Raw genomic sequence first — 13253 nt, 5'->3', positions numbered from 1 at the left:
CGCAGCTCGTGCGAGGCGTTGGCCGCGAATCTCTGCTGTTCGGCGACGTGCGCTTCGAGGCGTGCGAGCATCGCGTCGAAGGCGTCGGCGAGTTCGCGGAACTCGTCCTCGCGGCCGGACAGCCGGATCCGGTGGGAGAGGGATCCGTCCGTGGCCCTGCGGGCGGCGTCCCTGATGCGGGTGAGGGGGGCGAGCATGCGGCCGGCGAGGATCCACCCTCCCAGAAGGCCGAACACCAGCAGGAACCCCATGACCACGGCCGCCCCCGACGCGAAGTTGAGCGCGAGCTGGGAGCGGACCTGCAGTCCGCCGATGCCGGCTGTCACCTCCGGCAGGTCCCTCAGCAGGAAAAACCACACCGCCGCGATCATCAGCACACCGGCGAGCATGAGGAATCCCGCGTAGCTGAGGGTGAGCTTGAGGCGAATGCTCCACCCGGGCGCCCTATCCACGGTCTCCTCCCCCGTCCCCGTCCCCGTCCCCGTTCCCGTGCCCTTGCCCGTTCTTCCGCCCGTCACCGTCCCCGGCCTCTGGCCGTGTGTCGACGCGGTAGCCGACGCCCGCCACGGTGGCGATGATCCAGGGTTCGCCGAGCCGCTTGCGCAGTGCCGAGACGGTGATGCGTACGGCGTTGGTGAACGGGTCGGCGTTCTCGTCCCACGCCCGTTCCAGGAGTTCTTCGGAGCTGACGACACCGCCTTCGGCGGCGACGAGGACTTCGAGCACGGCGAACTGCTTCCTGGTCAGCGCGACATAACGGCCGTCCCGGTAGACCTCCCGGCGGAACGGGTCGAGGCGCAGACCCGCGATCTCGCGCACGGGAGGTCTGCTGTGGGCACGTCTGCGGTCGAGGGCCCTGAGCCTGAGGGCGAGTTCCCGGAGTTCGAAGGGTTTCGTCAGATAGTCGTCGGCGCCGAGCTCGAATCCGGAGGCCTTGTCGTCGAGACGGTCGGCCGCGGTGAGCATGAGGATCGGCATGCCGCTGCCGGAGGCGACGATACGTTTGGCGATCTCGTCGCCGGACGGTCCGGGGATGTCGCGGTCGAGCACGGCGATGTCGTAGGTGTTGACGCTCAGCAGTTCCAGAGCGGCTCCGCCGTCACCGGCGACATCGGCCGCGATCGCCTCCAGGCGCAGGCCGTCGCGGATGGCGTCCGCCAGATAGGGCTCGTCCTCGACGATCAGCACACGCATGGGCCGAACGCTACGGGGCGGCGGATATCGTCGGCGTATCGAAAACCGCATACGTGCGGGCAACACAGGGCTGTCTTGACTGGCAGCATGACTCGAATCCCGCCCCCGGCACCGGCACCGGCACCGCCCTCGGCACCGGCACCGACCCCGCTCCGACGCGTTCGATCGTGGTTGCCCGTGGGTCCCCTGGGTGTACGCCGACGCCACCGGGGCCCCGAGGACGCGGCGGTGACCGGCGGCGGTGGTATCCGGCCGGGGTCCTGGAAGCGCGGCCCGGTGCTCGCGGTGTCGGCGCTGCTGCTGGGTCTGCTCATGCTGCTGCACGCGGAGATCCCGAACCGGATCGGGGGCGTCGGCAGCCTGGTGGAGACCTTCCTGCCGTGGTGCGGCCCGTTCGTCCTGGTGCTGCTGGCCGGGGCGCTGTGGCGCCGCTCCGCCATCGCGATGGTCGCGCTGCTGCTGCCGGTGACCGCGTGGCTGAGCCTCTTCGGCGGGCTGCTCGGCGACAAGTCCCACCCGGGCGGCGACCTGACGGTGGTCAGCCACAACGTCGGCGCCGGGAACCCCGACCCGGCCGGCACCGCCCGCGACCTGGCCGCCTCCGGCGCGGACCTGCTGGCACTGGAGGAGCTGACCCAGCAGGCGAAGGGCACGTACGAGAGGGAGCTGGCGAAGGCGTATCCCCATCACGCGGTGCGGGGCACCGTCGGGCTGTGGAGCAGACTGCCGCTCTCGGACATCCGGCCCGTCGACATCGAGATGGACTACGGGCCGCTGGGGGACACCAAGCCGGCCGACGTCAAGTTGGCCTACAACCGGGCGCTGCGCGCCACGGTGGCCACCGACCAGAAGCCGCTGGCGGTGTACGTGGCCCATCTGGGGTCCGTACGCGTGATGCCCAGGGGAGGCTTCTGGACGGCCTCGCGGGACAGAGGCGCGCGGGCGCTCGGCAAGGCCGTCGCCGGCGAGCCCAACGAGCGGGTGGTCCTGCTCGGCGACCTCAACGGCACCGTCGACGACCGCGCGCTCGACGGCATCACCTCGCGGCTGCGCTCGGCCCAGGACGAGGCCGGGGACGGCTTCGGCTTCAGCTGGCCGGCGAGGTTCCCGGTGGCACGGATCGACCAGATCCTCGTCCGCGGCGTGAAGCCGGTGCGTTCGTGGGTGCTGCCGGCCACCGGCAGCGATCACCTGCCGGTGGCGGCCTCGGTCGGATGGTGAGCGCCCTGGACGGGATCGCCGATGGCCCAACAGCCGCGGACTCCTGCCGCGGACCCGGACTGTTCCTTCAGCCATGGCGCGGCGCCCGACCGGTCTGTGGGCCACAGCGCGCCGCCCCGGCCTGTTGGCGCAGGTCGGGGCGGGGGTGGCCATGGGCGGGTGGAGGGCGGGTATGACGGGCGCGGTTGGACCGTACGAGTGGTGTTCATCCGAAGAGCTGCGTGAGAACGGCGTCGCTCCGTGGATTTTCGAGATGCGTACACATCATGAGGAAGGTATGTAGATCGCCCAACCCGAAAGCGAGGGGTCATGGCCGCCTTCAAGGTCAAGAAACTGTGGACCGTCTTCATCACCGCGTTCTTCGCGGTGCTCGCCTCCCTGGGGCTGACCAGCCCGGCCGCGGCTGCCGGCAGCGCCGTGCAGCAGCCGGTCGAGCAGCCCGTGCCGGCGCCGGCCGCCGCGCAGCCCGTCGAGCGGACGGAGGCCGAGGCCGAACCCGCACGGGCATACACGCCCAGGACGGCGGCGGCGTCACGCGACCGGTCGCTGCCGCCCACGATCAAGCAGCGGATCAACGCCGAGGCACACGGTTCGTCACCGTCCGTCCGCCATCTGCCCGCGGGTGCGGGTACGCCGGGCGCGGCCGACGCCGAAGCGGCCCGCGCGAGCGCCCACGCCGCGGACGCGGCACTCGTCGCCGCGTGAGCCGGCCGCTTTCCCGCGCACTTCCGGCGCCCGCCGGAGCGTTCGCCGGACCGACCGCCGGACCCGGCACACCCGTACGGCGCACGGATCCGCGGCGCGCGGACCCGCAGCGTGATCAGGGACGGTCGCCCCGCCGACGCGCCTCGGCCTCGGCTTCCGCCTCCGCCTGCCGAGCCTTGGCCTGTACCTCGGGATCCAGCGGATCGACCACATGGCTGCCGTCGACGGACGTCAGCGGACCGCGGTCCGAGATCTCGGTGGCGGCCGGAGGCTCCACCAGCCAGTCCGGGTTCGCCTGCTTGTCCCACCACTTCCAGGCGGCGAAGGCGCCACCGGCCAGCACACCGAGAGCCGCCAGGCCCTTGGCCAGCCGCCCGGCCCTGGCCCGCCGCTCGTGCTTTCTCACCAGCTTCTGGATGTCCTTCGCGGTGATCTGTCCGCGCAGAGCGGCCAGGGCCGCCGCCGAGCGTGCCGCGGCCTGCTCGGCGACCGGACCCGCGGTGGCCATCGCCTGCCCGACCCTCGGCACCGTGTAGTCGGCCGCCTGACGGGCGGCCCGGCGGGTGTGGAAGGCGGCACGGTGAGCCGCGACATCGACTTTCGGGGGCACCCTGGGCGCCACATGGGCGCCGTACTGGATACGGGCCTGCTGAGCGGCCTTCGTCATTGTCGGGGCGAGCCTCACGCGCGCCTCGTGTGCGTAGAGAGCGGCCTGCTCCTTGGCCGTACCGGCATAGGGGGCCACCACTTCCGCGGCGTGCTGCACGCTCTCCTTCGCCGAATCGGTAGCGGCGCGCACGCTGTCCATGCGGGTCACAGGATCATCCTCCTTGGTGGCGTTCCGTATTTCGCCTGTCCACCCTTTTCGAGATCATGCCTGTTCGATGTGGTCTCGGCATGCGGTGCGGGCATCCGTGTCATGGCGTGTGGACGGTCGAGCCACGCGCGGCTTCGGCATGCGTTCCTTCCGGTGTGACCCTTCGGAGCTGCCTCTCCCGGCGTGACCTCGCCGCCGGACCCCGCAGCCGCCGGTCTCCACAGTCGGTCTTCGCCGCACGCGCGGTCCTCTCCCGCACCACCGGTCTTCCGGCCTTCTGCGGCACCTTTCCCTCCATCGTGCCTCCATCCGGCCCCGAAATCGTCCCAAGACGGGCGCAAACCCCCGTCAAGGACAGCGGCCGGGCGTCACACGTGTCTTCCGTGCGAGGATCGTGAGAGTCAGAGCAGACTTACGGAAGGCAGATCGTGGCCGAGCAGCTTTACGCCACCCTGAAGACCAACCAAGGCGACATCGAGATCCGGCTCCTGCCGAACCACGCGCCGAAGACGGTCAAGAACTTCGTGGAACTCGCGCAGGGCGAGCGGGAATGGACCCACCCGGAGACCGGAAAGAAGACCACGGACCGGCTGTACGACGGCACCGTCTTCCACCGTGTCATCAGCGGCTTCATGATCCAGGGCGGGGACCCGCTGGGCAACGGCACCGGTGGCCCCGGCTACGAGTTCGAGGACGAGTTCCACCCGGACCTGGCCTTCGACAAGCCGTATCTGCTGGCCATGGCGAACGCCGGCCCGGGAACCAACGGCTCGCAGTTCTTCATCACGGTGGCGCCGACCGCCTGGCTCACCCGGAAGCACACCATCTTCGGCGAGGTCAGCACCGAGGCCGGCAAGAAGGTCGTGGACTCCATCATCGGCACGCGCACCAACCCGCGCACCGACCGCCCGGTTCAGGACGTGGTGATCGAGTCGGTCGTCATCGAGACGCGCTGACCGCTCACGGACTGCCCGGTTCCCGAGTTCCCGGGAACCTCCCGCCCCGCCCGTCCGTAGTGGTTACATACCGGACGGGCGGGGCGGTGCGCTGTGCGCCGCCCGGCGCCCGCCGTCACGAGGACCCGAGGGGATCGATGGACCACCCGCCAGGCGGCCACGGAGGCCAGGAGCAGCCCGCCGTCAGCGAGGGCCTGCCCGACTGCTATCGGCATCCGGGCCGGGAGACCGGTATACGGTGCACCCGCTGCGAGCGTCCCATCTGCCCAGAATGCATGGTCGACGCCTCGGTGGGATTCCAGTGCCCGGAGTGCGTGAGGCAGGGCTCCGGTTCGGGGCGCGGTCCCGCGCCGCATCAGCCGCGTACGCTCGCCGGCGGCACGATCGCGGCCGACCCCCGGCTGATCACGAAGGTTCTGCTGGGCATCAATGTCGCGGTCTTCATCGCGGTGCTCGCCGTGGGCGACGGATACCGGCTCGTCGACGATCTCGATCTCGTCGGCCGTGCCTACGATCCCGCGACCGGCCATTTCGTCGGTGTCGCGGAGGGTCAGTGGTACCGCCTGCTGACCTCGGCGTTCCTGCACCAGGAGCTCTGGCACATCGCCTTCAACATGCTGAGCCTGTGGTGGCTGGGCGGGCCGCTGGAGGCGGCGCTCGGCCGGATCCGCTTTCTGGCGCTCTATCTGCTCTCCGGACTGGCCGGAAGCGCCTTCACCTATCTGATCGCCTCGCCGAACCAGGGCTCGCTGGGCGCCTCGGGCGCCGTCTTCGGGCTGCTCGGTGCGACCGCCGTGGTGATGCGCCGGCTCCAGTACGACATGCGGCCGGTCTTCGCCCTGCTCGCGCTGAATCTGCTCTTCACCTTCACCTGGCCCGGTATCGCCTGGGAGGCGCATGTCGGCGGACTGGTGGCGGGCACGGTGATCGCCATAGGCATGGTGCACGCGCCTCGTGATCGCCGGGCGCTGGTGCAGTACGGCACCTGTGCGCTGGTCCTGGCGGCGACGATCGCGACGGTCGTGGTGAGGACCGCCTCACTGCCCTCGGTGTTCGGATCCTGATCCCCGAGCGCGCGGCGCACACCCGAGAATGACCGCCGCCCAGGCGTGCCCGAGCACGACGGGGCGCCCGGGCGTGACCGCCGCCCGAGTGTGACGGCCTGGGGACGGTCCGTACGGCCCGTACTCCACAGTTGTCCACAGAGTGTGCCGGATCTTGTGCATCCTGTGGGGAACATGCGTACCCCTTGTCGCCGATGTGGGTTTGACCAGCGGAGACAAGGGGCCGGCACGTCGCCGGAATGATCGGTGCGATCACACCGGCGTCAATGACTCGTGGAGTTATCCACAGATCGTCTGACCTTTTCCCCTGCTGTGGACAACGCTGTGGATAAGTCAGGGCAGAGCTTGACGACCGGGCGGTGGACCCGCTACTTCCACTGCGTCGAGACACCGAAGCCGGCGGCGATGAAGCCGAACCCGACCACGATGTTCCAGTTCCCGAAGCTCTCCAGCGGGAGATCGCCCTCGGTCACATAGAAGACCACGATCCAGGCCAGTCCGATCAGGAACATGGCCAGCATGACCGGGGCCACCCAGCTCCGGTTTGTCAGCCTTATGGTGGTCGCCTGCTTCGCGGCCGGAGGCGGCGTGAAGTCGGCCTTCTTGCGGATACGTGACTTCGGCACGAGGGACTCTCCTGTCGATGCGCTGCGTGACCGCGCAGGGAACTGTAACGGGCTGCCGGGACGGGGAGCAGGGGGAACACCGCCGCCCCCGGGCGTCCGTTAGCGTAGTGCTTCCGCGGCGCCTAAGGAGATAAGGGTACGTTGAGCAATTCTGCCGACTCTCCCCCAGGGCCGGTCCGCCCGCCGGTACGGCGGCCCGTCCGGCTGCTCACGGCTGCCGTCTTCGCGCTCGCGGGACTCATCTTCGTCACCAGTTTCAACACGGCCAAGGGCACCAACATCCGCACGGACGCCTCGCTGTTGAAGCTCTCGGACCTGATCCACGAGCGTGACCGCAAGAACGCCGAATTGGGTGACACCACCGCGGCGGTACGGCGCGAGATCGACACGCTCGTCGGCCGTGACGACGGTTCCACCGAGGCCGAGAACGCCAGGCTGCGCGCGCTGGAGACGGCCGCGGGCACCAAGAAGCTCTCCGGCCCTGCTCTCACCGTCACCCTCGACGACGCCCCGCCGAACGCCACCGCCAACCCCGGCTACCCCGAGCCCCAGCCCAATGACCTCGTCATCCATCAGCAGGACCTCCAGGCCGTCGTCAATGCCCTGTGGCAGGGCGGTGCGCAGGGCATCCGCGTGATGGACCAGCGGCTGATCTCCACCAGCGCGGTGCGGTGCGTGGGCAATACGCTGATCCTCCAGGGCCGTGTCTACTCCCCGCCGTACACGATCACCGCTGTCGGTGACCAGGACAGGCTCCGCACGGCGCTCACCGACTCGCCCGCGATCCAGAACTACCAGCTCTACGTGAAGGCGTACGGGCTCGGCTGGAAGGTCGACGAGCACGGCGAGGAGACGCTGCCCGGCTACACGGGCACGGTGGATCTGCACTACGCGGACCCGGTCGGGTAGCCATCCGCGCGGCCGCTCCCGGAGGGTGCCGTTCCGGCGGCCCGGGGGTGTACGGGCGGGCGCGCGTACGGCCTCTGTGACCAAGAGCAACCCCGAACCTGTGTGCACCTGCGCCATGCGCCGCCCATGTGTCCCTGCCGCCCTTTAGTCTGGTGCCGTACCGCCTCGGGGCGGCACCGAACGGAAGGGACAGCATGTACGGCTGGATCTGGCGGCATCTGCCGGGCAACGCGTGGCTGCGTGCGGCGATCTCGCTCGTCTTGGCGCTGGCGGTCGTCTATGCCCTGTTCCAGTACGTCTTCCCGTGGGCGGAGCCGCTTCTGCCCTTCAACGATGTGACGGTCGACGGACCGGGGGCGGCCGGATGAGCGCGCGGATTCTCGTCGTCGACAACTACGACAGCTTTGTCTTCAACCTCGTCCAGTACCTGTACCAGCTCGGTGCCGAGTGCGAGGTGCTGCGCAACGACGAGGTGACCACCTCCCACGCCCAGGACGGCTTCGACGGCGTTCTGCTCTCCCCCGGCCCCGGCACCCCCGAACAGGCCGGTGTCTGCGTCGAGATGGTGCGCCACTGCGCCGCGACCGGGGTGCCCGTCTTCGGTGTCTGCCTCGGGATGCAGTCGATGGCCGTGGCGTACGGCGGTGTCGTGGACCGGGCACCCGAGCTGCTGCACGGAAAGACGTCTCTCGTCACGCACGAGGGCAAGGGCGTGTTCGCCGGGCTGCCCTCGCCGTTCACCGCGACCCGCTACCACTCGCTCGCGGCGGAACCGTCAAGGCTGCCGGCCGAGCTGGAAGTGACGGCGCGCACGGCGGACGGCATCATCATGGGCGTGCGCCACCGCGAGCTGCCGGTCGAGGGCGTGCAGTTCCATCCGGAGTCCGTTCTGACCGAGCACGGCCATCTGATGCTGGCCAACTGGCTGGCGCGGTGCGGTGATCCCGGGGCGGTGGACCGCTCGGCGGGCCTCGCGCCGGTGGTGGGCAGGGCGCTCGCGTGACCACACTCCGCCCCGAACACGAGGCCGGTCATGGAGGCTCGTACGAGCAGGAGGCGTACGAGGGCTCCGACGCGTTCGAGGCGGCGGTGGAAGGACTGGCGGACCCGCTGAACGATCCGCTTCCGGGACAGCGGATCCCGGGGCCGGGGCCGGGACGTCGTCGGCGGGTGCCGAACCAGGCGCCCGGGAACGACGGCGTGACCAGGCGGGAAGGTGCGGCCGGACCGGAGGGCGCGCCCGTGCCCGTACCGAGGCAGGGCGGTGCCCCCGCGCCGGAGGCGGGCCGGACACCGGAGGCGCAGCAGCCACCGTGGTCCGCCGCCGAGGAGCCCGGCGCCGACCCGGAGTCCGAGTGGTCCGGCGACTACTACCGCCAGTACGCGGCCGAGACTCCACCGAAGCCCGGGGGCCCGCAGGGCGAGTGGTCGGGCGCTCCCGACTACTACACGGACGGCACGGCGGCCTCCGGGCCGGCGCCTTCGCCGTCCCCCGCGTCTGACCCCGCACCCGTACCCGCCCCCGTCTCCGCACCCGCCCCGTCTCCGGCTCCCTCGCCGTCCCCGGCGCCGTCTCCGTCCTCCCCGGCCACGGCATCGTCGATATCCGGCGTCGGTCCCGGTGCGGCGCTGGACGACGCGACGGTCGCTCTCCGTACGGCGGACACGCGCCGCGCGCTCCGGCCGGAGCCCGCGGCGGACGAGGCCGTCACGGCCGTGATCCCGGTGGTGGAACCGGCGATCGCCCCGGCGGTGGAACCCGTACCGCCCACGGGCGGCCGTGCGGAGCGTCGTAAGGCCGCCGCGAAGGGCGGACGGGGCCGCAGGCGCTCCGAGCCCGTGCCGGCCGGGTCGGGGACAGTGTCCGGGGCCGGGGCCGAGCAGGACTCCGGCGGGCCGGCGCCCGCCCGGCCGCTCTCCCGTGTCGAGGCCCGCCGGGCCGCCCGCGCCGCCAAGGACAGTCTGGCCGTCGTCGCCAGCCGTGTGGTCGGTGAGCTGTTCATCACCTTCGGCGTGCTGATGCTGCTGTTCGTCACGTATCAGCTCTGGTGGACGAACATCAGGGCGGACGCCTATGCCGGCCAGGAGACCAACAAGATCCAGGAGAGCTTCGCCAAGGACCGGCAGCCCGGATCCTTCGAGCCGGGACAGGGCTTCGCGATCATGCACATCCCCAAGCTGGATGTGGTGGTCCCGATCGCCGAGGGCATCAGCAAGGCGAAGGTCCTCGACCACGGCATGGTCGGGCACTACGCGGAGGGCAGCCTGAAGACGGCGATGCCCTCCGACAAGCAGGGCAACTTCGCGGTGGCGGGCCACCGCAACACCCATGGCGAACCGTTCCGCTACATCAACCAGCTCCAGCCCGGCGACGAGATCATCGTCGAGACGCGGGACGCGTACTACACCTACGACATGACCAGCATCCTGCCGCAGACCGCACCGTCGAATGTGAGCGTGATCGGTCCGGTGCCGCCCGGTTCCGGGTTCACGGGGCCGGGCCGCTACATCACGCTGACGACCTGCACGCCCGAATTCACCAGTACCTACCGGATGATCGTGTGGGGCAAGATGGTGGAGGAACGGCCACGCAGCAAGGGCAAGCCCGACGCTCTGGTCGGCTGAACTCGATCGGGATCAGTTACGGCACGGTACGGCAGGGACCGGCGACAGGGACGGGGACGGGCGCGGTGGCAGCGAGTACCGAGAACGGGGCACGGACGGGAAGACCGCCGTTGCCGGACCGGGCGCGGGAGCCGGAAGGCGTCCCGGAGGCGGGCGGAGTCCCGGCCGCGCCCACGGCTCCCCGCCGCCGGTACCGCAGTCCTCTCGCGGCCCTGGTCAGCGTCTGCGGCGAGCTGCTCATCACCGCCGGTGTCGTCCTCGGCCTCTTCGTCGTCTACTCGCTGTGGTGGACGAACGTCCTGGCCGACCGCGAGGCCGCCCGGCAGGGCGACGACGTACGGCACAACTGGGCGCAGAAGGGCAGCGGGGGCGGCAGCCCCGGGACGTTCGACTCCGAGGACGGGATCGGCTTCCTCCACGTTCCCTCGATGGGCAGCGGCGAGATCCTGGTCAAGAAGGGCACGGACACCTCCCTGCTGAACGACGGCGTCGCCGGCTACTACACCGAACCCGTCAAGTCCGCGCTCCCCTGGGACAAGAAGGGCAACTTCACGCTGGCCGCGCACCGGGACGGCCATGGCGCGAGGTTCCACAACATCCACAAGATCAGGACCGGTGATCCGATCGTCTTCGAGACGCGGGACACCTGGTTCGTCTACAAGGTCTACAAGGAGCTTCCGAGCACCTCCAAGTACAACGTGGAGGTGCTCAGCCCCGTCCCCAAGGAATCGGGGAAGACCAAGCCGGGCCGCTATCTCACGCTGACGACGTGCACGCCGATCTACACCTCGGACTACCGCTACATCGTCTGGGCCGAGCTGGTACGCGCGGACAAGGTCGACAAGAACCGCACCCCGCCGCCGGAGCTGCGGTAGAGGCTCCAGGCGGCGCCTCAGACGGCGCTCCAGGCGCTTCCGGACAGCAGAGGACAGCAGAGAGCCCCGGGACAGCACAGAGCCCCCGGGGAAGCTGAGAGCCCCCGGCACCCTCCACGGGTGCCGGGGGCTCTGTGTCGTAGCCGGCCGGTCATCCGCCGGAGGGGCCGCCGAAGAAGCCGCCGCCGTTGTTGCCGCCACCGTTGTTGCCCTGGCCGTTGCCGACGGTGAACAGCGTGACCGTATCGCCCTTGTTCACCATGCTGCCCGGTCCCGGCTCAGCTGTCAGGACCCGGGAGTTGGGATCGTTGGACGAGTTGGGGGCGAGAGACACATTGAGGCCCAGACCGCCCAGGATCTGCTGGGCCTCCTGGAGCGACTTGTTGCCGCCGGCGATGTCACCCGGGATTTGGACCTTCTGCTGCTGCGGGCCCTTGGAGACGTCCAGCGTGACCGTGGAGCTCTTGGGCGCCTTGCTGTTCTCTCCCGGGCTCTGCTTGACGACCGTGCCCGCCGGCTCCTGCGAGTCCACGTCGTTGCGCTGGACGGTGAAGCCGAGTCCTTCGAGCTGGGCCCGCGCGTTGTCGAACTGGGTGCCGACCACCGGCGCCACCGTCTCCTGGGCCGTCTTCGCGATCTTCAGCGTGACCGTGGCGCCCTTCTCGGTCTTCGAGCCGCCCGCCGGGTCCTGCTCCAGGACCGTGCCCGGGTCCTCCTCGGACTCGACCTGCTCGGTCTCGACGTTGAAGTTCTCGTTCTCCAGTATGGAGGTGGCGTTCTCGACGTCCTTCTGGGTGACGTCGGGGACCTTGACCTGCGGTGAGCCCGCCGAGACGACGACCTGGATGATCTCGCCCTGGTCCATCTTGCCGTTCGCCGGGTTCTGGCTGCAGATGGAGCCCTTGGGCACCTCGCAGCGCTCGGAGCCGGACTGGGCGACCTTCACGCTCGCGTTGCCCGCGAGCGTCTCGGCCTCCTGGAGCGTCTTGCCGACGAGCTGCGGCACCGTCACCTGACTGGTGCCGCTGTCGTCACCGAAGAACGCCTTGCCGATCAGTATCGCGCCGATCAGCACCAGGACGCCCGCCGTCACCAGCAGTATCGTCGAGGTGTTCGATTTCTTCTGGCGGCGCCGGTCCGGGCGGTCGTCGTACCCGCCGCCGTATCCGCCGTCGTCCGGGTTCATCGGCGGCAGCATCGTCGTCTGCCCGGCCGGGTCGTTCTGGCGCAGGGCGGTGGTCTGCTGGCCGTCATGGCCGCCGTAACCGCCGCCGTAGCCGACCGAGCCCATGGCGGCCGTGGCCGCGACGGGCTGTCCGTCGAGACAGGCCTCGATGTCGGCGCGCATCTCGTCGGCGGACTGGTAGCGGTAGTCCGGGTCCTTGACGAGCGCCTTGAGCACGATCGCGTCCATCTCGGGCGTGATCTCGGGGTCGAAGACGCTGGGCGTCTGCGGCTCTTCCCGTACGTGCTGATAGGCGACCGCGACCGGGGAGTCGCCGATGAAGGGCGGCCGGACCGTGAGGAGCTCGTAGAGCAGACAGCCGGTGGAGTAGAGATCGGAGCGCGCGTCGACCTGCTCGCCCTTGGCCTGCTCGGGCGAGAGGTACTGGGCGGTGCCGATGACGGCGGACGTCTGGGTCATCGTCATGCCGGAGTCGCCCATGGCGCGGGCGATACCGAAGTCCATCACCTTGACCTGGCCGGTACGCGTCAGCATGACGTTGGCCGGCTTGATGTCCCGGTGGACGATCCCGTTGCGGTGCGAGTACTCCAGCGCCTGGAGGATGCCGATGGTCATCTCCAGCGTGCGCTCGGGCAGCAGTCTCCGTCCGGAGTGCAGCAGCTCGCGCAGGGTCGACCCGTCGACGTACTCCATCACGATGTACGGGATGGAGACCCCGTCGACGTAGTCCTCACCGGTGTCGTAGACCGCGACGATCGCCGGGTGGTTGAGCGAGGCGGCCGACTGGGCCTCTCGGCGGAACCGGGCCTGGAAGGACGGGTCGCGGGCGAGATCGGCCCGCAGCGTCTTCACGGCGACGGTGCGGCCGAGCCGGGTGTCATGCGCGAGGTAGACCTCCGCCATGCCACCACGGCCGAGCACCGAGCCCAGCTCGTACCGGCCGCCGAGGCGACGCGGCTCTTCCATAACGTTCCAGCCCTCTCCGTCAGTCCCGACCGCACCGGTGTGTGGTCCGGCGGTGTGCTGCTCGCGCCTACGCTACCGGGCACGCCGTACGCGATTGACCCATAGCGGT

At 70.1% G+C, this 13253-nt stretch carries 14 protein-coding genes; 9 read left to right on the top strand and 5 right to left on the bottom strand.

The genetic code is table 11. The annotated features are described in order from the left end of the window. On the bottom strand, nucleotides 1-452 hold a 452-nt coding region (locus tag BFF77_RS08790), incomplete at its 3' end, for a HAMP domain-containing protein (protein ID WP_141698396.1). Beyond that, complete coding sequence (locus BFF77_RS08785) at nucleotides 445-1194, bottom strand: response regulator transcription factor (protein ID WP_066945921.1); 750 nt, start codon at nucleotides 1192-1194, stop codon at nucleotides 445-447. The genes BFF77_RS08790 and BFF77_RS08785, both read right to left, overlap by 8 nt. An 87-nt stretch (nucleotides 1195-1281) precedes the next feature. On the opposite strand from BFF77_RS08785, the gene BFF77_RS08780 reads away from it, so the two are divergent. Further along, on the top strand, nucleotides 1282-2415 hold the full coding sequence (locus BFF77_RS08780; RefSeq protein ID WP_079124958.1) for an endonuclease/exonuclease/phosphatase family protein: 1134 nt from the start codon (nucleotides 1282-1284) through the stop codon (nucleotides 2413-2415). 309 nt (nucleotides 2416-2724) lie between these two features. After that, nucleotides 2725-3120 (top strand): DUF6344 domain-containing protein, encoded by a 396-nt coding sequence (locus BFF77_RS08775; protein WP_066945915.1) that lies wholly within the window; start codon nucleotides 2725-2727, stop codon nucleotides 3118-3120. Nucleotides 3121-3235: 115 nt separating this feature from the next. On the opposite strand, the gene BFF77_RS08770 is transcribed toward BFF77_RS08775, so the two are convergent. Continuing rightward, the gene (locus BFF77_RS08770; RefSeq protein ID WP_066945911.1) at nucleotides 3236-3937 is read right to left on the bottom strand and encodes a DUF5324 family protein; all 702 of its coding nucleotides are present in this window, start codon (nucleotides 3935-3937) and stop codon (nucleotides 3236-3238) included. A gap of 428 nt (nucleotides 3938-4365) precedes the next feature. Between BFF77_RS08770 and BFF77_RS08765 the strand changes: the two genes are divergently transcribed. Beyond that, nucleotides 4366-4893: a peptidylprolyl isomerase gene (locus BFF77_RS08765; RefSeq protein ID WP_066945908.1), complete on the top strand. Its 528-nt coding sequence runs from the start codon at nucleotides 4366-4368 to the stop codon at nucleotides 4891-4893. Between the two features lie 137 nt (nucleotides 4894-5030). Beyond that, complete coding sequence (locus BFF77_RS08760; RefSeq protein ID WP_066945905.1) at nucleotides 5031-5957, top strand: rhomboid family intramembrane serine protease; 927 nt, start codon at nucleotides 5031-5033, stop codon at nucleotides 5955-5957. A gap of 368 nt (nucleotides 5958-6325) precedes the next feature. Here BFF77_RS08760 and crgA read toward each other — a convergent pair whose 3' ends face one another. Then, nucleotides 6326-6583, bottom strand: coding sequence for a cell division protein CrgA (gene crgA, locus BFF77_RS08755; protein ID WP_066945902.1), 258 nt, complete (start codon nucleotides 6581-6583; stop codon nucleotides 6326-6328). Between the two features lie 141 nt (nucleotides 6584-6724). On the opposite strand from crgA, the gene BFF77_RS08750 reads away from it, so the two are divergent. The 5 genes from BFF77_RS08750 (at nucleotide 6725) to BFF77_RS08735 (ending at nucleotide 10992) form a co-directional block, all read left to right on the top strand. Beyond that, nucleotides 6725-7492 (top strand): DUF881 domain-containing protein, encoded by a 768-nt coding sequence (locus BFF77_RS08750; RefSeq protein ID WP_066945898.1) that lies wholly within the window; start codon nucleotides 6725-6727, stop codon nucleotides 7490-7492. 194 nt (nucleotides 7493-7686) lie between these two features. After that, complete coding sequence (locus BFF77_RS34325; RefSeq protein WP_107422117.1) at nucleotides 7687-7860, top strand: hypothetical protein; 174 nt, start codon at nucleotides 7687-7689, stop codon at nucleotides 7858-7860. Further along, nucleotides 7857-8495: an aminodeoxychorismate/anthranilate synthase component II gene (locus BFF77_RS08745; RefSeq protein ID WP_066945895.1), complete on the top strand. Its 639-nt coding sequence runs from the start codon at nucleotides 7857-7859 to the stop codon at nucleotides 8493-8495. Before BFF77_RS34325 ends, BFF77_RS08745 begins: the two co-directional genes overlap by 4 nt. Next, on the top strand, nucleotides 8492-10117 hold the full coding sequence (locus BFF77_RS08740; RefSeq protein ID WP_066945893.1) for a class E sortase: 1626 nt from the start codon (nucleotides 8492-8494) through the stop codon (nucleotides 10115-10117). The genes BFF77_RS08745 and BFF77_RS08740 overlap by 4 nt, the downstream gene beginning before the upstream one ends. Nucleotides 10118-10329: 212 nt before the next feature. Then, the gene (locus BFF77_RS08735) at nucleotides 10330-10992 is read left to right on the top strand and encodes a class E sortase (RefSeq protein ID WP_066945931.1); all 663 of its coding nucleotides are present in this window, start codon (nucleotides 10330-10332) and stop codon (nucleotides 10990-10992) included. Nucleotides 10993-11143: 151 nt separating this feature from the next. Here BFF77_RS08735 and pknB read toward each other — a convergent pair whose 3' ends face one another. Further along, nucleotides 11144-13144 (bottom strand): Stk1 family PASTA domain-containing Ser/Thr kinase, encoded by a 2001-nt coding sequence (gene pknB / locus BFF77_RS08730; protein WP_066945891.1) that lies wholly within the window; start codon nucleotides 13142-13144, stop codon nucleotides 11144-11146. Nucleotides 13145-13253: the final 109 nt, after the last annotated feature.

This window comes from Streptomyces lushanensis, from assembly GCF_001700515.1.
In the GTDB taxonomy this organism is placed as follows: domain Bacteria; phylum Actinomycetota; class Actinomycetes; order Streptomycetales; family Streptomycetaceae; genus Streptomyces; species Streptomyces lushanensis.
Note: the sequence above shows the minus strand (reverse complement) of the source record. Positions and strands in the feature narration are given on the sequence as shown.